Here is a 19,566-nt window from a genome sequence, read left to right on the forward strand (position 1 = left end):
CATGCGGCACCGTCAGCCGGATTGCTGATTTCCGGCACTCCCTCACGGGGTGCTGGCGGCCGACGCGGGCGCTGCGGCCGGGGATGCCGCGCCCGGAAGCGTCGGCACCGGGCTTTCTACCGAGACCGGCACTGCAGCGGTATTGCCCAGCGCCTCGTCTTCCGCGGCCTTGGTCATGACGACGATGCTGATGCGGCGGTTGATCGGATTCAGCGGGTTTTTCTTGTCGAAGAGCACCGAGGAGCCGAACCCCACCACGCGCACCACCTTGTCCGGCTGCATGCCGCCCTCCAGCAGCGCGCGGCGGGCGGCGTTGGCGCGATCGGCGCTGAGCTCCCAGTTGCTGTAGCCGATGCGGTTGGCATAGGTGGCGGTATCGGTATGTCCGGCGATGGTGATCCGGTTGGGCACGCGGTTCACGAAGTTTCCGATCTCATGCAGGATGCCCACGGTATAAGGCATCAGCTTGGCGCTGCCGAGATCGAACATTGCACGGTTTTGCTTGTCTACGATCTGGATACGCAGCCCTTCCGGCGTGATGTCCAGCAGCAGTTGGTCCTTGAACGGCTCCAGCGCTTGGCTCTTGGCGATCGCTTCTTGCAGATCCTTCATCAGCTGCTCTAGCCGCTTTTGATCCAGCTTGCGCTGATCCACGTCGGAAGGCGGTTCATCCTTGCGCGGCGCGCGCGTGAGTTCCTTGCCGTCGTTCTTGGGCAGTTCCATGGTGCCGCCCAGCTTGATCATCGAGGTGCTGGCGCCGCCGGGCCCGTTCTGACCCTGCGCCTTCACCGTGCTCTGGCCGGCGACCGGGCTCGGGTTCTTGAAGTAGTCGGAAATCGCCTCACGCTGCTTGGTGGTCAGCGCCCCGACCAGCCACATGACCAGGAAGAACGCCATCATCGCGGTCACGAAGTCGGCATATGCCACCTTCCAGGAGCCGCCATGATGGCCGCCGCCCTGGATCTTTTTGACGCGGCGGATGACGATCGTGGGTTTATCTTCCTTGCCGGCCATTACTTGATGTTCTTCAGGTGTTGCTCGAACTCGAGGAAGCCCGGGCGCAACTCGGTGGGTACGGTCTTGCGCGCGAACTCCAGCGCGATCTTCGGCGGATAGCCGCGCAGGCTGGCGATCAACGCGGTCTTGACCGTTTCATAGATGCGCGAGTCCTGCTCGGCGCGGGCCTCGATGGCCGATGCCAGCGGCGCTACGAAACCATAGGCCAGCAAAATGCCGAGGAAGGTGCCGACCAGCGCGCCTGCCACGTGTGCGCCGACCTGTGCGATGTCGCCACCGATCGACCCCATGGTGATGACGATGCCCAGCACCGCGGCCACGATGCCGAAGCCGGGTAGGCTGTCGGCGACCTTGGTCAGCGCATGCGCCGGGGCCAGCGCTTCGTGGTGGTGCTTTTCCAGCTCCAGCTCCAGCAACGGCTCGAGTTCGTGCGGCTCGATATTCGAGCCGATCATCAGCCGCAGGCAGTCGGTAATGAAATCCAGCAGGTGGTGATCGCCCTGGATCGTGGGGTAGTTGCCGAAGATGGAGCTTTCGGATGGATTTTCGACATGGCTTTCCAGCGCCATGAAGCCTTCCTTGCGGGCGCGGTTGAGCAGCTCGTAGAGCAAGGTCAGCGCACCCAGATAGTCCTCGCTCTTGTAGCGTGGCCCCTTGAAGACGCCGAGCACGGCGGCCAGCGTTTCCTTGACCACTTTGACCGGGTTGGCGACCAGAAACGCGCCCAGGGCCGCGCCGCCGATGATGACGAACTCGAACGGCTGAAACAGCGCGCCCAGGCGGCCGTGAGATCCGAGGAAGCCCCCGATCACGCTGGCGATGACGACGATGAAGCCGACGATGATGAGCATGTGCGGGTAAGGTGGATGCAGCCAGAGGGAACCGGATTATTACCGGTAAAAAGGGGCTTGTAATCCCGTGACACCGCATCCTTGGATTTGAAGGGGCGGCCGGGCGTCTCGGCGCGATCAGAGGGGGGGTGCGGTTACGGTATCCGCGGCTGCCGGCGGCCAGCCGTGCATACCCAGTTCGCGCTATGCCTTATCGCGAATAGGCTGGATGGCGGTGGCTTCCTAGACTCGCCGGATCGTGCAGGCCGGGCCTGCCGTCTGACCGGGAGTGGTGTCCATGCCGCGAACGCTCTGGTGTTTGCTGGATCTGCCAAGGTTTGGCTTCCACTGCCAGTGGGACGGGCAGACTGCGCGCCGGTTGCGGCATTGGCCGCCTCGATGACACGAAAAAGCCGCCTTGCGGCGGCTTTCGTGCCCGTTTTCGGAGCTAAAACTGGTCGGGGAGACAGGATTTGAACCTGCGACTTCTACGTCCCGAACGTAGCGCTCTACCAGGCTGAGCTACACCCCGACGGTCGAGCCGCGCATTTTAGGGGCAAGCGGCGGTTACGGCAAGAGGGTGGCTCCAGAGGGTGGCTCCGGGTCGTTCGGGAGCACGGTGTCCAGTGAGGGGCGAATGCGCGGGCGGCCGCGGCAAGCTGACGGCCCCCGCTAAACTAATGCCCTTCTGCGACTTCCTGGAGCCTTGCCTTGATCAAGCCGCGTACCCCCGCCGGGGTGATGGAACTGCTGCCGCGCGACCAGATCGCATTCCAGCGCATGCTGGACATCATCCGCCAGACGTTCGAGCGTTTCGGCTTCCTGCCGGTGGAGACCCCGGTGATGGAGCTGTCCGAGGTGCTGCTGACCAAATCGGGCGGCGAGACCGAGCGTCAGGTGTACTTCGTGCAGTCCACCGGCGCGCTGGAGAAGGGAGGGGAGGGGCTGCCCGAGCTGGCGCTGCGCTTCGATCTGACCGTGCCTCTGGCGCGCTATGTCGCCGAGCATGAGCATGAGCTGGCGTTCCCGTTCCGGCGCTACCAGATGCAGCGCGTGTATCGCGGCGAGCGCGCCCAGCGCGGGCGGTTTCGCGAGTTCTATCAGTGCGATATCGACGTGATCGGCAAGGACAGCCTGTCGATCCGCTTCGATGCCGAGTTGCCGGCCGTGATCGCCGCCGTGTTCGAGCGGCTGGCCATCGGCGAGTTCACCATCCAGCTCAACCACCGCAAGCTGCTGCGCGGCTATTTCGAGGGCCTGGGGATCACCGGGGAGGCGCAGATGCTGGTGCTGCGCGAGCTCGACAAGCTGGACAAGCGCGGAAGTGATGCGGTTCGTGCGACTCTCGCGGGCGATGGGTTTGGCCTGAGTGCCGATGTCATCGACCGCCTGATGGCATTTTCGCAGGTGCGTTCGCAGGGGCACGCCGATGCGCTCGCCAAGCTCGATGCGCTGGGGCCCGGCTCGCCGCTCTTCGAAGAGGGGCGGGCCGAGCTGCGTGCGATTCTCGAGCAGATCCGCGCGCTGGGGGTGGCGGAGTCGCGCTATGCGCTGAATCTGTCCATCGCGCGTGGCCTGGATTACTACACCGGCGTGGTGTACGAGACCACGCTCGATGACTATCCGCAGATCGGCTCGATCTGCTCCGGCGGGCGCTATGAGAATCTGGCCGGCCACTACACCAAGTCGAAGCTGCCGGGCGTGGGCATCTCCATCGGCCTGACCCGGCTGTTCTTCCAGCTGAAAGAGGCCGGGCTGGTGCAGACCGCCGACAGTTCGGTGGACGTGCTGATGGCGCTGCTGGACGACGCTGGCCTGGAGCACGCTCTGGCGCTGTCGCAGCGGCTGCGTGCGGCGGGATTGAATGTGGAGACCCAGCTGGAGCCGCGCCGGCTGAAGAAGCAACTGGAGTACGCCGACAAGGCGGGCATTCGTTTCGTGGTGCTGCGTGGCGAGGATGAGGCCGCGCGCGGCGTGGTGGCAGTCAAGGATCTGCGTCGTGGCGAGCAGTTCGAGGTGGCGGAGGCGGAGCTGGCCGCGGCGCTGCTGGTCGAACGCGAGCAGCTGCGCAGCGGCGTGGGGAGTCCGCGATGATGGCGGTTGTCCGCCTCGACGGGCATTCGCTGACGCGTGAGCGGCTGGTGGCGGTGGCCCGCGGGGCCCGCGTGGAGCTGGATCCCGATGCGCTGGCGCGGGTGGCGCGCGCTGCCGACTTCCTGGCCGCGCAGGTGGCGAAGCAGGAGCCGATCTACGGGGTGTCCACCGGTTTCGGCAGCAACGCCGACAAGTTGTTGGGCGCGCACCGTCTGCGCGACGAGTTGCCGGGAGCGAAACCTTCGCAAGAGCCGCCGCACATCGAGCTGCAGCGCAACCTGATCGTCACCCATGCGGTCTGTGTCGGCGAGCCGTTTCCGCCGGAGGTGGTGCGGGCGATGCTGTGCATCCGCATCAACACCCTGCTGCGCGGGCATTCCGGCATCCGCGTGCAGACGTTGCAGGCACTGGCGGCGATGCTCAACGCCGGCATCGTGCCGGTGGTGCCGCAGCTGGGTTCGGTGGGCGCTTCCGGTGACCTGGCGCCGCTGTCGCACCTGGCCATCGTCCTGCTGGGCGGCGGCGAGGCTTTCGTGGATGGTCAGCGCATGCCCGGCGCGGACGCGCTGGCGCGCAAGGGCCTGGCGCCGGTTGCGCTGTCCTACAAGGAAGGCTTGGCGCTGAACAATGGCACCGCGCAAATGCTGGCCACCGGCGTGCTGGCGGTGCAGCGCCTGGAGGAGTTGCTGGATATTGCCGATTTGGCTGCGGCGATGACGCTGGACGCCTTCGCCGGCCGCCTCGGCGCATTCGCGCCCGAGGTGCACGCGCTGCGTCCACATCCCGGCCAGGTGGCGACCGCGGCGAATCTGCTGCGCCTGCTGGACGGCTCCTCGCTGGCCGGGATTGCCTATCACCTGGTGCCCAAGTTCCGGCCGTGGCTGCCCTCCAGTTGGGATACTCCGGATGCGCAGGCGCTCGGCTTCGACATCGGCTGGGACTGGGTGCCGCTCAGCCAGCGGCATGGGCGCGAAAAGTTCTACCAGCGTTTCCTGCCGTTCCGCGGCGGCAAGAAGCACCAGCCGCAGGACAGCTATTCGCTGCGCTGCATCCCGCAGGTGCATGGCGCGGTGCGCGATGCGCTGGCGCAGGCCAAGCGGGTGCTGGACATCGAGCTGAACGCGGTCACCGACAACCCGCTGGTGTTCCCGGACAAGGCCGATGCCGCGCACGTGGAGGAGCAGGTGATTTCCGCCGGTCATTTCCACGGCATGCCGCTGGCGCTGGCGATGAGCTACCTGAAGGCCGCCATTCCGGTGCTGGCTTCGATCAGCGAACGCCGCCTCAACAAGCTGGTGGACCCGGCGACCAGCGACGGTCTGCCGCCGTTTTTGATCGGCAACGAGGACGGCACCGAGTCCGGCCACATGATCGTGCAGTACACCGCGGCAGCCATCGTCAATGACCTGGCCAGCCGTGCGATGCCGGCCACGGTCTATTCCATCCCAACCTCTGCCAATGCCGAGGATCACGTCTCGATGGGCGCCAACGAGGCGCGCCACGTGCTGGCGATGGTGGAGGATCTGGGTAAGGTGCTCGCGCTGGAGCTGTACACCGCGGCGCAGGCTCTGGATCTGCGTCGCGACATGATCAACGCCGCGCGTGCGCTGGCGCGCCGGGTCGATGCCCAGGGCTTCGCTGTCAAGGTGCAGGGCGGGCCGCCGCCGGAATCCCCACAATGGCCGGTGTTCTTGCGGGAAGTGGAAGCACTGCGAACGCAGTTGGCGGAGGCTCCGGAGTTCCGCCCGGGGCGCGCGGTCGCAGCCGCGCACGCGGCGCTACGTGCGCGCATCCCGTATCTCGACCGCGATCGCGCGCTGGATGGCGAAGTCGCGGCGGCGGTGGCGATGGTGGCCGATGGCAGTCTGCTCGCCGCGATGCGCAGCGCGCTTGCTCCAGCGTGAAGACCGCCTGGCAGGTGGCGGGCTGCCAGGCGGGGCGCATGGTGGGCCCGCGCGCTGGACTGCGGGCCACGCCGGGAAATACGCCCCAGGGAAAGAGGAGGGCGCGGTTGACGCGCTCTTTTTTTTGGATTATCGTGCTAATACATTAATACGCTAATGCGTTAGTTCGTTAACGCGACACCCATTCCTTCCCAGTCTCCAGATGAAGCAGCGCCCCGAACCCCTGCCGCCTTACGATGCTGCCGTCGCCATCGACGCACTGGCTTATGTGCTGGCATCGCTCAAGGATCCGGCCGAGGTGCGCGCGTTCCTCGAAGATCTGTGCACGCCGGCCGAACTGGAGGCGATGGGCGACCGTTGGCGGGTAGTGCCTCAGCTGCTGCAAGGCTTGCCGTATCGCGAAATCCACGAGCGCACCAAGGTCAGCGTCACCACCATTGGTCGCGTCGCGCGCTGCCTGGAGCGCGGCGCTGGCGGCTACCGGATCGCCGCCCGCCGTCTCGGACTTCTCCACGACTCCCACTGAAATCGCCTCGCCATGAGCCCTTCCGCCACTCCGGCGGTGCGTGACCGTCTGCGCATCGCCATCCAGAAATCCGGACGCCTGAGCGAGCCGGCGCGTGCCCTGCTGGCCTCCGCCGGCCTGAGCTGGCGTGAAAGCCGCGACCGCTTGTTCTGCTATGGCGAATCGCTGCCCATCGATCTGCTGCTGGTGCGTGATGACGACATCCCCGGGCTGATCGCCGACGGCGTCTGCGACCTCGGCGTGGTCGGCCGCAACGTCCTGCTGGAGCAGGCGGGCGAGCGCAGCGAGGCCGGCCTGCCGCCGGCGTTCCGCGAATGGCGCGCGCTCGCCTTCGGCGGCTGCCGGCTGTCGATCGCGGTGCCCGAAGGCTGGGACTGGCAGGGGCCGGCACAGCTGGCCGGCAAGCGCATCGCCACCACCTATCCCAATCAGCTGCGCGCCTGGCTGCGCCAGCAGCAGGTCGACGCCGACATCGTGGTGCTCAGCGGCTCGGTGGAGATCGCGCCGCGCCTCGGTCAGGCCGATGCCGTCTGCGACCTGGTGTCCAGTGGTGCCACTCTGGCCGCCAACCAGCTCAAACCGGTGCTGGACATCTTGCAGAGCGAAGCGGTGCTGGCGGGGCCGGTGCAGCCGTTTTCCGACGTGCGCGCCGAGCTTGCCGACCTGCTGCTGCGGCGCATGGACGGCGTGCTGCGTATCCGCGACAGCAAGCTGCTGCTGTTCCAGGCCCCGCGCGAGGCATTGCCGCAGGTGTTGCAACTGCTGCCGGACGCCGAGCCGCCGACCGTATGTCCGATCGATGGCGCCGATACCCTGGCCTTACAGGCCCTGTGCCACGGGGCGATGACCTGGCAGCGGCTGGAAGACCTCAAGCGCGCCGGGGCGCGCGGGCTGATGGTGCTGCCGGTGGAGCGGATGCTGGCATGAAGCGCATCGACTGGAACCAGTTGGACGAGGCCGCGCGCGCGGCCGTGCTGCAGCGGCCGGTGCAGGCGGTGTCCGACGCCGTGCGCCGCGGCGTGCAGGCGATCTTCGAGGCGGTCGCCGCGCGCGGCGACGACGCCCTGCGCGACTTCACCGCGCGGTTCGATGGCGTGACGCTGCAGGATTTCGAAGTGGATGCGGATGAGTTCGCCCGCGCTGCCGAGGCCGTGCCTGCGGAGGTGCAGGCGGCGATCGCCGAGGCGGCCGCGCGGATCGAGGCCTTCCACCAGGCCGGCATCGCGCAGCCTTATGAAGTGGAAACCGCACCCGGCCTGACCTGCCAGCGCGTGCAGCGACCGATTCGCCGGGTGGGCCTGTACGTGCCCGCGGGCAGCGCGCCGCTGCCTTCGACCGCGTTGATGCTGTGCGTGCCGGCGCGGCTGGCCGGCTGCGCCGAAGTGATCCTGTGCACGCCACCGCGCGCGGACGGCAGCGCCGATCCGGCGGTGCTGCTGGCCGCGCGGCAGGCGCCGGGCGTGCGCGTGTTCAAGCTCGGCGGCGCCCAGGCGATCGCGGCGATGGCGCTTGGCACCGTCCGTGTTCCGCGCTGCGACAAGCTGTTCGGCCCCGGCAACGCGTGGGTGGACGAAGCCAAGCGGCAGGCCGCGCAGCGTCCTGGCGGTCCCGGGATCGATATGCCGGCCGGCCCGTCGGAAGTGCTGGTGATCGCAGATAGCGGCGCCAACCCCGCGTTCGTCGCCGCCGACCTGCTGTCGCAGGCCGAACACGGGCCCGATTCGCAGGTGTTGCTGCTGACCGACAGCGCCGTGCTGCTGGATGCGGTGGCGGCGGAAGTCGAGTCCCAGCTGGCGCGACTGCCGCGCGCCGAGATCGCGCAGCGCGCGCTGGAGGCATCGCGGCTGGTGCTGGTGCGCGACATCGCGCAGGCGATCGACATCAGCAATATGTATGCGCCTGAGCATCTGATCCTGGCGGTGCGCGCGCCGCGCGCCTGGCTGGACCGCATCGACAGCGCCGGCAGCATCTTCCTCGGCGACTGGACGCCGGAGGCACTGGGCGACTACTGCAGCGGCAGCAATCACGTCCTGCCCACCGGCGGCGCTGCGCGCGCGTGGAGCGGGCTGTCCGTGGCCAGTTTCCAGAAAGCCATCAGCGTGCAGGAAGCCAGCCGCGCCGGGATCGCCAGCGCCGGGCCCTGCGCGGCCACCCTGGCGCACGCCGAGGGCCTGCAGGCCCACGCGCGCGCAGTCGAACTGCGATTGGAGCAAGCGGCATGAGCACCACGGTGAACGCGCTGTTGCGCGAGGATCTGCGCGACTTCGGCGGCTACAGGTCGGCACGCAGCGAAGCGCTGTCCGGTTCGGTCTGGCTCAATGCCAACGAGTCGGCGTGGGCGAATCCGTCCGACCCCGGCGCGACCCTGCGCCGCTATCCTTCACCTCAGCCGCAGGGGCTGCGCGAGCGCCTGGCCCAGCTCTATCGCGTCGCGCCGGCGCAGCTGCTGATCGGCCGCGGCAGCGACGAAGGCATCGACCTGCTGGTGCGCGCGTTCTGCGCGCCGGGGCGCGGCCGCATCGTCATCGCCCCGCCGGTGTTTGGCATGTACGCGGTGTGCGCGCGCCTGCACGGGGCGGAGGTCGTCGAGGTGCCGCTGCGCGACAGCGAGGCAGGGCTGTGCGCGGATCTTGCCGCGATGGGCGATGCCGCGCTGGAGAGCGGCGCGAGCCTGCTGTTCCTGTGCTCGCCGGGAAACCCGTCCGGCGAACTGCTGCCGCTGGACGCGATCGCCGCGCTGGCGCGGCATCTGCGCGGCCGCTGCCTGGTAGTGGTGGACGAGGCCTACGGCGAATATGCCGACGTGCCGTCCGCCACTACGCTGCTGACCGACCACGACAACATCGCGGTGCTGCGCACCCTGTCCAAAGCACACGCGCTGGCTGCGGCGCGGGTGGGCTGCGTGATTGGCAATCCCGCGCTGATCGAGGCCCTGCGCCGCTGTCAGGCCCCGTATCCGGTGCCGCAGCCGGTGGTGGAGGCGGCGCTGGCCGCGCTGGCGCCGGAGGCGCTGGCGCTGACCCGCAACCGCATGCAGGCCGTGCGCGAGGCGCGCGCGCGGCTGGCCGATGGCCTGCGCGCGCTGCCGGCCGTGCGCCGGGTCTACCCCTCGGCGGGCAACTTCCTGCTGGTGCGCTTTGTCGATGCGCAGGATGCGTTCAATGCGCTGCTGGCTGCGGGCGTAGTGGTGCGCGACATGCGCGCGTTGCCGCAGCTGGGCGATGCCCTGCGCATCAGTGTGGGCACCATGGAGGAATGCCGGCGGGTGCTGGCCGTGCTCGCGACGCTGCGTGTGGAGGCGGCGGCATGAGCCTGCGTCCGATTCTGTTCGTCGATCGCGACGGCACTCTGATCGAGGAGCCGGCCGATTTCCAGATCGACGCCTACGAAAAGCTGCGCTTCGTGCGCGGGGTCATCCCAGCACTGCTGAAGCTGCGCGATGCCGGCTATGAGTTCGTGATCGTCAGCAACCAGGATGGCCTCGGTAGCGACGCCTTCCCGCGCGCGGCGTTCGATGGCCCGCACGCGCTGATGCGGCAGGTGTTCGAAAGCCAGGGCATCGTGTTCCGCGATGAGCTGATCGACTGCAGCCTGCCGGCCGACAACAGCCCCAACCGCAAGCCCGGGATCGGCATGCTGACCGCCTATCTACAGGATCGCCGCATCGACTGGGCGCGTAGCGCGATGGTGGGCGACCGTCCGACCGACATGGAGTTCGCCGCGAACCTGCATATCCGCGGCTTTCAGCTCGCCACTGCGCAGTTCGGCGGCGAGTGGGATTGGGCGGGCATCGCCCACGCACTGGCGGATGCGCCGCGCCAGGCCACGGTCGTGCGCAACACGAAGGAAACGAAGATCCGCGTGGAAGTGGACCTGGATCGCGCGGCGGAGCCGCAGGTCGCCACCGGGCTTGCCTTTTTCGACCACATGCTGGAGCAGCTCGGCAAGCACGGCGGGTTTGCGCTCACGATCCGCGCCGAGGGCGATTTGCACATCGACGAGCACCATACCGTCGAGGACACCGCGCTGGCGCTAGGCCAGGCCCTGCGCGAAGCGCTGGGCGACAAGCGTGGCATCGGCCGCTACGGGTTCACCCTGCCGATGGACGAGACGCTGGCCAGCGCTGCGCTCGATTGCAGCGGCCGTCCCTATTGCGTGTTCACGGGCGCATTTCGGCGTGAACGCGTGGGCGAGCTTCCCACCGAGCTCGTACCGCACTTCTTCCGTTCCCTGTGCGATGCCGCCGGCTTCAACCTGCATTTGCAGGTGCAAGGCGAGAACGATCATCACCAGATCGAAGCCTGCTTCAAAGCGGTGGCACGCGCATTGCGGCAAGCAATCCGCCGTGACGGCATGGAGCTGCCCTCGACCAAGGGGGTGCTGTGATGGACGTCGCAGTGATCGACGCCGGCGGGGCCAACTTCGGATCGGTCTGCTACGCGTTGGAGCGGCTGGGCGCGCGCCCGCGCATCGTGCGCGACGCTGATGGCCTACGCGGCATGCCGCGCGTGCTGCTGCCGGGCGTCGGTGCGGCAGCACCCGCGATGGCGCTGCTGCGCGAACGCGGCTTCGCCGACGTGCTGCCGCGCCTGGAGGTGCCGCTGCTGGGCATCTGCCTTGGCATGCAGCTGCTATTCGAAGGCTCGGAGGAGGGCGAGGTGGCCTGCCTCGGGCTGCTGCCCGGCCGCGTGCGCAAGCTGCAGGGTGGCCCCGGCCAGCGGGTGCCGCACATGGGTTGGAACACGCTGGAGCCATGCGTGGATTCGCCGCTGCTGGAAGGTATTGCCTCAGGCAGCCACGCTTATTTCGTCCACGGCTACGCGGCGCCGGTGACCGGCGACTGCATCGCCGCGTGCACCCACGGCGAGTGTTTCGCCGCCATGGTCGCGCGTGGCCGTATCGCTGGTGCCCAGTTCCACCCCGAGCGCTCCGCCAGTGTTGGGGCGCGCCTGCTCGCCAACTTCCTGCGCTGGACGCCTGCATGAGCTTCACCGTCTATCCCGCCCTCGACATCCGCGCCGGCCGGGTGGTGCGCCTGCGTCAGGGCGACTACGCCGACGAAACCCGCTACGGCGACGACCCGCTGGCATTCGCGCAGCGCTATGCCGACGCCGGCGCGGCATGGCTGCATCTGGTCGATCTGGACGCCGCCAAGGCCGGCGGTTACACCCTGCAGCCGCTGCTGCGCGACATCCATGCACGCACCGGCTTGCAGGTGCAGACCGGCGGCGGCGTGCGCAGCGCGCATGATGTGGCGGCGCTGCTGGAGGCCGGCGCGGCGCGGGTAGTGGTGGGCTCGCTGGCGGTGACCGCGCCGGATACCGTGATCGGCTGGCTGGCCACGTTCGGCAGCGAGCGGATCACTATCGCGCTGGACGCACGGCAGGACGCGGCGGGCACATGGCGCCTGCCGGTGCACGGCTGGACGCAGGTCGCCGCCGAGACGCTGGACGCGCTGCTGGCGCGCTATGCCGACGCCGGGCTGGTGCACCTGCTGTGCACCGACATCGCCCGCGACGGCATGCTGGCCGGGCCGAACCTCGACCTCTACCGTCGCCTGTGCGTGGCGCATCCGGGTGTGCGCGTGCAGGCCAGCGGCGGGGTGCGCGATGCCGCCGACGTGGCCGCGGCGCGCGCCGCTGGCTGCGCCGGCGCGGTGCTGGGCAAGGCGCTGCTGGACGGGCGGCTGGCGCTGGCGGAGGCGCTGGCATGTTGAGCCGCCGCCTGATTCCCTGCCTGGACGTGCGCGATGGCCGCGTGGTCAAGGGGGTGCGCTTCCGCGACCACGTGGACATGGGCGATATCGTCGAGCTGGCACTGCGCTACCGCGACGCCGGCGCCGACGAGCTGGTGTTCTACGACATCGCCGCCAGCCCCGAAGGGCGAAGCGTCGATCGCGCCTGGGTGGAGCGGGTGGCGCGGCTCATCGACATTCCGTTCTGCGTGGCGGGCGGCATCCGCAGCGTGGAGGATGCGCGCGCGGTGCTGCATGCCGGCGCCGACAAGATTTCCGTCAACACCCCGGCACTGGAGCGGCCGGCGCTGATCGCCGAACTGGCCGAGGCGTTCGGCGTGCAGTGCGTGGTGGTCGGCATCGATTCCGTGCGCGAGGCCGACGGCGAATGGCGCGTGCGCAGCCATACCGGAAATCCCGATGCGATGCGCGCGCCGGGCAAGCGTACCCTGGACTGGATCGCACAGGCGCAGCGCCTGGGGGCCGGGGAGATCGTGCTCAACTGCATGGGCAGCGACGGCGTGCGCAGTGGCTATGACATCGCCCAGCTCAAGGCCGCGCGCGCCGTTTGCCAGGTGCCGCTGGTGGCCTCCGGTGGGGCCGGCGCGCCGGCGCACTTCGCGCAGGTCTTTCTGGAGAGCGACGTGGATGCGGCGCTGGCGGCCAGCGTGTTCCATTCCGGCGCGGTGGAGATCCCCGCGCTCAAGCAATTCCTGCGCGGGCAGGGGATCGAGGTGCGGCTATGAGCAAGGCGACGTTGGAGATCGAGGCGCTGGCCTGGGACAAGCAGGGCGGCCTGCTGCCGGCCATCGTGCAGGACGCCGATACCCTGCGCGTGCTGATGCTGGGCTACATGGACCGCGCGGCACTGGCGGCGACGCTGGCCAGCGGCCAGGTGACGTTCTACAGCCGCAGCAGGCAGCGGCTGTGGACCAAGGGCGAGTCCTCCGGGCACGTGCTGGCGCTGGTGACGGTGGACGCCGATTGCGATGCCGACACCCTGCTGGTGCAGGCGCGCCCGCACGGCCCGACCTGCCACCTCGGGCGTGCCAGTTGTTTCCCCGCGGCGCCGGGTGATGCGCTGTCCGCGCTGGACGCCCTCATCGCCCGCCGCGCGCAGGAGCGCCCGCAGGGCAGCTACACCACCCGGCTGTTGGAGGCCGGCATCCGCCGGATCGCGCAGAAGGTCGGCGAGGAGGGCGTGGAAACCGCGCTGGCCGCGGTGGCGCAGGACGACGAGGCGCTGCTGGGCGAGGCGGCGGACCTGCTGTATCACCTGCTGGTGCTGCTGCGCGCGCGCGGGCTGGGGCTGGACGATGCCCGGCGCGTGCTCGCCGCGCGGGGAAGCTGACGGCCGCGCGCCGGATCAGGCGACGCTGATCGAATGCCGCACGCAGTTGCGGCCCTCGCGCTTGGCGCGGTACAGCGCCTCGTCCGCCAGCCGGATCACGGTCTCCGGTAGGATCGTCTGACCGGGGCTGACGGTATGCACCCCGATGCTGGTGCTCAGCGGAATGCGCTGGCCGTGATTCTCCACGCAGGTCTGCTGGATCCGCAGCCGCACCGATTCGGCCACTTGCAGCGCGGTCTGGGCGTCGGCGCCCGGCAGCACGAGCACGAACTCCTCGCCGCCGAAGCGTGCGGCCAGGCCGGCATGCTTGCGTGCAACTTCCTCCAGACAACGCGCGGCGGCGTTCAGGCAATCATCCCCGGCCAGGTGGCCATAGGTGTCGTTGATCTGCTTGAAATGATCCAGATCCAGCAGCAGCAACGCCAACGGCCGATTCTGGCCGTCCTGCGCGTGCAGCCACTGGGTGAGCGACTCGTGGAAGTGGCGGCGGTTGAACAGCCCGGTCAGGGGGTCGCGCCGGCTGTATTCGCGCAGCTGCACGTTGGCTTCGCCCAGCTGGGCCATGGTGGTGCGCAGCTCGCGGGTGCGGTCGATCAGGCCGCGCTCCAGCCGCTCGTTGGCATCCTGCACGATGCGGATGTTTTCCTCGCGCAGGCCCGCATACCGGCGTCCGAGCGCCAGCGACAGCAGCAATAGCTCCAGTGCCGAGCCGACCTGCACGCCGTTCTGAGTCCAGAAGTTCTGCGGAACCAGGCCGAAGGCCAGCAGGGTGAACGCCGTGACGCCCGCCAGAAACAGGGCCCAGGCCAGCAGGAACAGGCGGGCCGGCTGGTAGCCGCGGCGCATCATCACCAGCGAGGCGGTGATGATCCAGATGATCCCCACCAGCACCGCGCGCGAGGCGATCGGAGTGGCCACGCTGTAGGGCAGCCACAGCGAGGCCAGCCCGAGCAGGGCAAAGAAACCGACCAGGCACAGGCAGGCAAGATTGCCCGCCGGCCAGCGTTTGGGGAGATCGAGGAAGCTGCGCGAGAACAGCTGCATGCCGATCAGTGCGAGGCAGATCGACAGCGGCACCGACACGTCCGCCAGCCAGGGCGAATTCGGCCACAGATATTCGAAGCCATAGCCGTTGAGGGTGAACAGCACCAGCCCGAACGCAGCGGTATGCAGCAGATACCAGAAATGGCCGGCATCGCGCAGCATCAGCCACAGCACCAGGTTGTAGCACAGCAGCGCCAGCACGATGCCGTAGTACAGCCCGTTGGAGAACTGCGCATCGCGCATCAGCTCGGCAAACGCTTTGGGTGAGTACAGCACCAGCGGCACCTGCATCGAGCTCTCGCTCTGCACCCGCAGCAGCAGTTCCACCCGCTGCCCCGCCGGAAGATCAATGCGGAAGTTCGGGTGCCGGTAGCGCACGAAGCGGTCTTCGAACGGCACGTGATCGCCGCCCACCTGATGTTCGATGTGGCCATCGGGGTAGCGCAGGTAAAGATCCAGGGTGTCGCTGAGGGCGTATTCCTGCACCAGCAGCCAGCGGGGCTCGTCGGGCTGCGCGTTTTCGATCGGCAGATAGAACCAATAGGCGCCGGTTTGGAAGCCGAATGCCGGGTTGCCGTCCGGCAGCGGGGCGAACAACCCGGCTTCGGCGCGCCGAAAAGCCTGAGTGACGTCCGCCCTGGCCTGGGTGTCGTGCCAATAGGTCAGGCTGGGCGAGAGCGAAAAGCGGGAGTCGCCGGGCGTCAGCCGTAGCGCTGCCGGCGCATTCGCAGCGCTGGCGAACGCGCAGATGTGCAGCGCAAGCAGCGCCAGCGCGGCCAGCCACGACGTGCGGGCGCGGTTGCGCCATGTCCCCCGATGCATCCCCATGCCGGCATTCTAGGGCAGGGCGGGCGTGGCTGCAGAGGCGCGGCTGGCCGGTTGCCTCCGGCCTGCGCATAATGGGGCATGCGCAAGAGCTTCCTGCTGTGTTGCCTGCTGCCGCTGACGGCGGCCCTTCCGCCCGCCGCGGCCTCGCAGGCCGGTGGCGACCGGCCCGCCTGCGTCCCGGTGGTGGTGGAAGCCCCGCAGGCGCTGCCCGCCGCGGATGGCTGGCGTGGCCCGGGCTGCATCGACTATCGCCGCGCGCCGGCGGCGCTGGCCGGGGCGGGCGCGCAAGTGCTGGTGTTCGGCGATCCGCAGGTGAAATCGGACGCCGACGTGGATTACTTCCGCCGCGACATCGTGCAGCCGCTGCAGGGCCGTCTGCCGGTACGCCTGGGGCTGACCCTGGGCGATCTGGTGGACGATGTGCCGGCCCTGCTGCCGGCAGTGCGCCGGGTGACCGAGTCGCTCGGGGTGCCGTGGCTGTATGCGCCGGGCAACCACGATCTGGACCTTGCGGCGGGCGAGGCGGCCAGCGCCGCATTCCGCGCTGCGATCGGCCCGGACACCCAGGCGCGGCAGGCGGCGCTGGCCAACGTCGTGGTGCTGAACGACGTGATTCCGCTGCCGGGGCAGCGACCGGCCTATATCGGCGGCCTGCGCGAGGACCAGTTCGCCTTCCTCGAGCGCTGGCTGCCGACCCTGCCCAAGGACCGGCTGCTGGTGCTGGCGATGCACATCCCGCTGTTCGACCAGCCCGGCAAGAAGAACTTCCGCGACGCCGACCGCGCCCGCCTGTTCGCGCTGCTGCAGCCGTTCCCGCACGTGCTGGTGCTGAGCGCGCACACCCACACCCAGCGCCACTACTGGCACACCGCAGCCGACGGCTGGCAGGGCGCGGCGCCGCTGCACGAGTTCAACCTGGGCGCGGCCTGCGGCGCGTACTGGTCGGGCGTGAAGGACGCCGCGGGGATCCCGGATGCGACCATGGCCGATGGCACCCCGAACGGTTACGCGGTGCTCACCCTGAAGTCGGGCGGCGACTATGCGCTGGCCTGGCATGCCGCGCGCGACCCCGACGATGCCCAGATCGGCCTGTGGGCGCCGAAGGTGCTGCGGCGCGGGGCGTATCCGGCCTGGGGCGTGTTCGCCAACGTGTACATGGGCGACGACGCCACCCGCGTCGAGTTCCGGGTGGACGGCGGCGACTGGATGCCGATGAAGAAGGTGCTGCTGCCGGACCCGCGCCTGCAGGCCGAGAACCGGCGCGACGACGAGGCGACCGCGCTGCGCGGCTACGACCGTTCGCCGGAAGCGGAGATTTCGATGCACCTCTGGCGCGGCGCGCTGCCGACCTCGCTGGCCGCAGGCACGCATCGCATCGAGGTGCGCGCGTTCGACCGCTGGCGCGGGCCGGTGCAGGCCAGCACCAGCTATCGCCTCGACGAGGCCGCCCCGTAGGCGGGTCCATTTCCCGCCGGCGCGCGGGGCGTTCATTTCGTACGCATCCCCGGCCATGGTTCGACAGGCTCGCCACGAACGCGAGCGGTCGCGGCGCCGGCGGCCTGCCTCAGGGCGTGACCTGTGCGAACGATTCCGCGCGCGGGTGCCCGTGGGTGGCCTCCCCCAGCCGCGGCTGCGGGTAATCCTGCGCACGGTCGAGCAGGGTGGTGCGCAGCCCGGCTTCGTGCGCGGCGTCCAGTTCCTCCACCACATCGGACAGGAACAGGATCGCCTCCGGTGCCAGATCCAGTCGCTGCGCGATCGCGCGGTAGCTGGAAACCTCGCGCTTGCCGCCGATCTCGGTGTCGAAGAAGCCGGAAAACAGCGGGGTGAGATCGCCCGCCTCGGTGTGCGAGAACAGCAGCTTCTGCGCCGGCACCGAGCCGGAGGAGTACACCGCCAGCCGGTGTCCGGCCGCATGCCAGCCCTGCAGTGCGGGCAGCACGTCGGGGTAGAGTGGCGCGGTGAAATCGCCGTCGCGGTAGCCGGCCTCCCAGATCATGCCCTGCAGCGCCTTCAGCGCGGTGTGCTTGCGGTCCTGATCGATCCAGCCCTGCAGGGTTTCGACGATCACCGCATCGTCGCAGGCGCCGGCGGCGATCTCCACCGCCACCGCATCCAGCCAGCGGCGCACTTCCGGCGCCTGCCCATGGGCCCGGATGAACCCCGGCAGGCGCGCGCGCGCATAAGGAAACAGCACCTCGCGCACGAAGGCGATCGGCGAGGTGGTGCCTTCGATATCGGTGAGGATAGCCGTCGTCACGCCGCTTGCCCCTGCTCATAGCGCGGGAACCGCCGCGCGATGTCGCTACCGGTGAAGTGGCCGACCCAGCCGTCCGGGGTGGTGAAGAAGCGGATCGCCACGAAGCTGGGCGCCGGGCCCATGTCGAACCAGTGGGTCATGCCGTCCGGCACCGCGATCAGATCGCCGGCTTCGCACAGCACCTCGTACACTTTGTCGCCCACGTGCAGAGTGAACAGCCCGCTGCCGGCCACGAAGAAGCGCACCTCGTCTTCCTTGTGGAAATGCTCGTCGAGGAACTTGGCGCGCAGCGCGTCCTTCTGCGGGTTGTCCGGGGCGATGCTGACCACGTCCACGCTCTGGAAGCCGCGCTGCGCCATCAGGCGGTCGATGTCGGCGCGATAGGCGGCCATGATCGCCTCAGGAGCGTCGCCCGGCTGGACCGGGTGCGCCGGCTGCCAGCGCTCCAGTTGCACGCCGATCCGCGCCAGCTCGGCCGCCATGGTCTCGAACGCGGTGGTGGCCAGCAGCGGGGAGTCGGGGGCGTGTTCGTCGAAGATGCGCAAACGGCTCATCGCCATCGTCCTCCGCAAATCTCAGCGCGCGCCCAGGCGGCGCATTTCCAGCTCGCAGCCGAGCATGAACTCGAACGCGTCCAGGTGCCGGCGCGCCTCGTTGATGTCGCGGCCCCAGGCGTACAGGCCGTGGCCGGCGATCAGGTAGCCCCAGGTGTTGGGCGTGGTCAGCACCGCATCCACGCTGGCGGTCAGCGCGTCCATGTCTTGCGCGTTCGGCACCACCGGCAGGTCCACCTCGGTGTCGTGGGTGGTGTGCCCGCGCAGGGCTTTGAACAGCTCATAGCCGCGCAGGCGCACCCGGCCTTGGTCGGCATACAGCAGGCCGGCGATGGTCTGGGTGCGCGAATGGGTATGCAGCACCGCGCCCACCTCGGGGAACTTGCGGTACAGGTGCGTGTGCAGCGCGGCCTCCGCCGAGGGGCGGTGGTGGGTGGCGACCGGGTGGTTGTTCATGTCCACCACCATGATGTCGGCCTCGGTCAGGCGCCCTTTGTCCTTGCCGGAAATGGTGATGGCCGCGTGTTCCGGGCTCATCCGGATCGAGAAGTTGCCAGCGGTGGCCGGAGTCCAGCCGCGCGCGGCCAGCTCGCGGGTGTGCTGGATGATCTGCGCGGCGCAGCCGGCAAACAGGGTATGGTCGAAGGCGGGAGTTTCCATGCGTGCAGTGTAGCGGCTGCGGCGCCGCCTCCATATGACGATTCGGCAGCAGGACGGTCAGCCGCGTTCTGGCGTGCGCTGCTGGCCGTAGTACTTGAACTTCTCCAGCACCAGGGCCATTTCCTCGGGTGGTAGGTTGCGCGTCGGGCCCAGGCTGCGCGCCAGCAGGTACTGGCGGGCCAGGTTCTCGACCTCTTCCGCCAGGGCATAGGCGTCGGCCAGGGTCTTGCCGGTCGCCACCTGGCCGTGGTTGGCCATCAGACAGGCGCGCAGGCCGCCGTCCAGGGCGCGCAGCACGTTGTCCGACAGCGCCGCGGTGCCGAAGGTGGCGTACTCCGCGCATGGGATGTGGTCGCCCCCGGCCACGGCGACCATGTAATGGAACGCCGGGATTCCCTCACCCAGGCAGGCCAGCGCGGTGGCATGGGTGGAGTGCACGTGCACGACCGCGTTCACGTCCGGAAACGCATTCATGATGTCCACGTGGAAGCGCCATTCGCTGGATGGGATCAGCTGCCCCGGCGGGCAGGTGCCGTCTGCCTCGAGATACACGATGTCCTCCGGCAGCAGGCGATCATAGGCGCGGCCGGTCGGCGTGATCAGTAGGCCAGTGCCCCAGCGCAGGCTGGCATTGCCGGATTTGTGCAGGGACAGGCCGCTGGCGTTCATCGCCCGGCAGTGGTCGATCAGCGACTGGCGGGCGGCGCGCTCGTGGTCGTGCATGCGGGCGTGAAGCAGAGGAAAACAGCGGAATAGGATAATGG

The 19,566-nt window shown here is 68.9% G+C and carries 18 protein-coding genes, 1 tRNA gene and 1 pseudogene; 12 read left to right on the forward strand and 8 right to left on the reverse strand.

Features of this window, described 5'->3' with window-relative positions:
• Nucleotides 1-45: 45 nt before the first annotated feature.
• The 3 genes and pseudogenes from motB to ML342_RS01075 all read right to left on the reverse strand — a co-directional run.
• Nucleotides 46-1,014 (reverse strand): annotated as a pseudogene (motB, locus tag ML342_RS01065) (flagellar motor protein MotB); the annotation flags it as partial.
• Nucleotides 1,014-1,868, reverse strand: a complete 855-nt coding sequence (motA, locus tag ML342_RS01070; RefSeq protein ID WP_240125058.1) for a flagellar motor stator protein MotA — start codon at nt 1,866-1,868, stop codon at nt 1,014-1,016. The pseudogene motB and the gene motA, both read right to left, overlap by 1 nt.
• 434 nt (nt 1,869-2,302) lie before the next feature.
• Nucleotides 2,303-2,379 (reverse strand) — tRNA-Pro (locus ML342_RS01075).
• Between the two features lie 179 nt (nt 2,380-2,558).
• Between ML342_RS01075 and hisS the strand changes: the two genes are divergently transcribed.
• From hisS to hisIE, 11 genes are all read left to right on the forward strand, one after another.
• A complete protein-coding gene (hisS, locus tag ML342_RS01080; RefSeq protein ID WP_240125059.1) occupies nt 2,559-3,941 on the forward strand; it encodes a histidine--tRNA ligase in 1,383 nt (460 codons plus the stop codon).
• Complete coding sequence (locus ML342_RS01085; RefSeq protein ID WP_240125060.1) at nt 3,941-5,845, forward strand: HAL/PAL/TAL family ammonia-lyase; 1,905 nt, start codon at nt 3,941-3,943, stop codon at nt 5,843-5,845. The genes hisS and ML342_RS01085 overlap by 1 nt, the downstream gene beginning before the upstream one ends.
• Nucleotides 5,846-6,047: 202 nt before the next feature.
• Complete coding sequence (locus ML342_RS01090; protein ID WP_240125061.1) at nt 6,048-6,371, forward strand: YerC/YecD family TrpR-related protein; 324 nt, start codon at nt 6,048-6,050, stop codon at nt 6,369-6,371.
• 12 nt (nt 6,372-6,383) lie between these two features.
• Nucleotides 6,384-7,298 carry an ATP phosphoribosyltransferase gene (gene hisG, locus ML342_RS01095; RefSeq protein WP_240125062.1) on the forward strand — a complete coding sequence of 305 codons (915 nt, stop codon included), beginning with the start codon at nt 6,384-6,386 and terminating at the stop codon, nt 7,296-7,298.
• Nucleotides 7,295-8,593: a histidinol dehydrogenase gene (hisD, locus tag ML342_RS01100; RefSeq protein WP_240125063.1), complete on the forward strand. Its 1,299-nt coding sequence runs from the start codon at nt 7,295-7,297 to the stop codon at nt 8,591-8,593. The genes hisG and hisD overlap by 4 nt, the downstream gene beginning before the upstream one ends.
• A complete protein-coding gene (gene hisC, locus ML342_RS01105) occupies nt 8,590-9,681 on the forward strand; it encodes a histidinol-phosphate transaminase (protein ID WP_240125064.1) in 1,092 nt (363 codons plus the stop codon). The genes hisD and hisC overlap by 4 nt, the downstream gene beginning before the upstream one ends.
• A gap of 2 nt (nt 9,682-9,683) precedes the next feature.
• A complete protein-coding gene (gene hisB / locus ML342_RS01110) occupies nt 9,684-10,757 on the forward strand; it encodes a bifunctional histidinol-phosphatase/imidazoleglycerol-phosphate dehydratase HisB (protein ID WP_240125349.1) in 1,074 nt (357 codons plus the stop codon).
• Entirely contained in the window at nt 10,754-11,356 is a 603-nt protein-coding gene (hisH, locus tag ML342_RS01115; RefSeq protein WP_240125065.1) for an imidazole glycerol phosphate synthase subunit HisH, read from the forward strand. Before hisB ends, hisH begins: the two co-directional genes overlap by 4 nt.
• Complete coding sequence (gene hisA / locus ML342_RS01120) at nt 11,353-12,087, forward strand: 1-(5-phosphoribosyl)-5-[(5-phosphoribosylamino)methylideneamino]imidazole-4-carboxamide isomerase (protein ID WP_240125066.1); 735 nt, start codon at nt 11,353-11,355, stop codon at nt 12,085-12,087. Before hisH ends, hisA begins: the two co-directional genes overlap by 4 nt.
• Nucleotides 12,081-12,851, forward strand: coding sequence for an imidazole glycerol phosphate synthase subunit HisF (gene hisF, locus ML342_RS01125; protein WP_240125067.1), 771 nt, complete (start codon nt 12,081-12,083; stop codon nt 12,849-12,851). The genes hisA and hisF overlap by 7 nt, the downstream gene beginning before the upstream one ends.
• Complete coding sequence (hisIE, locus tag ML342_RS01130; protein ID WP_240125068.1) at nt 12,848-13,456, forward strand: bifunctional phosphoribosyl-AMP cyclohydrolase/phosphoribosyl-ATP diphosphatase HisIE; 609 nt, start codon at nt 12,848-12,850, stop codon at nt 13,454-13,456. Before hisF ends, hisIE begins: the two co-directional genes overlap by 4 nt.
• 15 nt (nt 13,457-13,471) lie before the next feature.
• On the opposite strand, the gene ML342_RS01135 is transcribed toward hisIE, so the two are convergent.
• Nucleotides 13,472-15,328 carry a sensor domain-containing diguanylate cyclase gene (locus ML342_RS01135; RefSeq protein ID WP_240125069.1) on the reverse strand — a complete coding sequence of 619 codons (1,857 nt, stop codon included), beginning with the start codon at nt 15,326-15,328 and terminating at the stop codon, nt 13,472-13,474.
• 78 nt (nt 15,329-15,406) lie between these two features.
• Here ML342_RS01135 and ML342_RS01140 point away from each other — a divergent pair, with 78 nt between their 5' ends.
• Nucleotides 15,407-16,783, forward strand: a complete 1,377-nt coding sequence (locus tag ML342_RS01140; protein ID WP_240125070.1) for a calcineurin-like phosphoesterase C-terminal domain-containing protein — start codon at nt 15,407-15,409, stop codon at nt 16,781-16,783.
• A gap of 109 nt (nt 16,784-16,892) precedes the next feature.
• On the opposite strand, the gene mtnC is transcribed toward ML342_RS01140, so the two are convergent.
• The 4 genes from mtnC to ML342_RS01160 are packed head-to-tail and all read right to left on the reverse strand — an operon-like array spanning nt 16,893 to nt 19,525.
• Complete coding sequence (mtnC, locus tag ML342_RS01145; RefSeq protein WP_240125071.1) at nt 16,893-17,588, reverse strand: acireductone synthase; 696 nt, start codon at nt 17,586-17,588, stop codon at nt 16,893-16,895.
• The gene (locus ML342_RS01150; RefSeq protein ID WP_240125072.1) at nt 17,585-18,142 is read right to left on the reverse strand and encodes a 1,2-dihydroxy-3-keto-5-methylthiopentene dioxygenase; all 558 of its coding nucleotides are present in this window, start codon (nt 18,140-18,142) and stop codon (nt 17,585-17,587) included. Before ML342_RS01150 ends, mtnC begins: the two co-directional genes overlap by 4 nt.
• A 21-nt stretch (nt 18,143-18,163) precedes the next feature.
• Nucleotides 18,164-18,802: a methylthioribulose 1-phosphate dehydratase gene (locus ML342_RS01155; RefSeq protein WP_240125073.1), complete on the reverse strand. Its 639-nt coding sequence runs from the start codon at nt 18,800-18,802 to the stop codon at nt 18,164-18,166.
• Nucleotides 18,803-18,859: 57 nt separating this feature from the next.
• Complete coding sequence (locus ML342_RS01160; RefSeq protein ID WP_240125074.1) at nt 18,860-19,525, reverse strand: class II aldolase/adducin family protein; 666 nt, start codon at nt 19,523-19,525, stop codon at nt 18,860-18,862.
• Nucleotides 19,526-19,566: the final 41 nt, after the last annotated feature.

Source organism: Thermomonas alba, assembly GCF_022419205.1.
GTDB classification, from domain to species: Bacteria; Pseudomonadota; Gammaproteobacteria; order Xanthomonadales; family Xanthomonadaceae; genus Thermomonas; species Thermomonas alba.

Excerpts from the sequence above, each read along its gene's own strand:
- hisA (WP_240125066.1), top strand. The coding sequence starts at position 11,353 with ATGAGCTTCACCGTCTATCCCGCCCTCGACATCCGCGCCGGCCGGGTG.
- ML342_RS01150 (WP_240125072.1), bottom strand. The coding sequence starts at position 18,142 with ATGAGCCGTTTGCGCATCTTCGACGAACACGCCCCCGACTCCCCGCTG.
- ML342_RS01090 (WP_240125061.1), top strand. The coding sequence starts at position 6,048 with ATGAAGCAGCGCCCCGAACCCCTGCCGCCTTACGATGCTGCCGTCGCC.
- ML342_RS01135 (WP_240125069.1), bottom strand. The coding sequence starts at position 15,328 with ATGGGGATGCATCGGGGGACATGGCGCAACCGCGCCCGCACGTCGTGG.
- hisC (WP_240125064.1), top strand. The coding sequence starts at position 8,590 with ATGAGCACCACGGTGAACGCGCTGTTGCGCGAGGATCTGCGCGACTTC.
- hisG (WP_240125062.1), top strand. The coding sequence starts at position 6,384 with ATGAGCCCTTCCGCCACTCCGGCGGTGCGTGACCGTCTGCGCATCGCC.
- ML342_RS01140 (WP_240125070.1), top strand. The coding sequence starts at position 15,407 with ATGCGCAAGAGCTTCCTGCTGTGTTGCCTGCTGCCGCTGACGGCGGCC.
- hisD (WP_240125063.1), top strand. The coding sequence starts at position 7,295 with ATGAAGCGCATCGACTGGAACCAGTTGGACGAGGCCGCGCGCGCGGCC.
- motA (WP_240125058.1), bottom strand. The coding sequence starts at position 1,868 with ATGCTCATCATCGTCGGCTTCATCGTCGTCATCGCCAGCGTGATCGGG.
- ML342_RS01155 (WP_240125073.1), bottom strand. The coding sequence starts at position 18,802 with ATGGAAACTCCCGCCTTCGACCATACCCTGTTTGCCGGCTGCGCCGCG.
- hisIE (WP_240125068.1), top strand. The coding sequence starts at position 12,848 with ATGAGCAAGGCGACGTTGGAGATCGAGGCGCTGGCCTGGGACAAGCAG.
- ML342_RS01085 (WP_240125060.1), top strand. The coding sequence starts at position 3,941 with ATGGCGGTTGTCCGCCTCGACGGGCATTCGCTGACGCGTGAGCGGCTG.
- ML342_RS01160 (WP_240125074.1), bottom strand. The coding sequence starts at position 19,525 with ATGCACGACCACGAGCGCGCCGCCCGCCAGTCGCTGATCGACCACTGC.
- hisF (WP_240125067.1), top strand. The coding sequence starts at position 12,081 with ATGTTGAGCCGCCGCCTGATTCCCTGCCTGGACGTGCGCGATGGCCGC.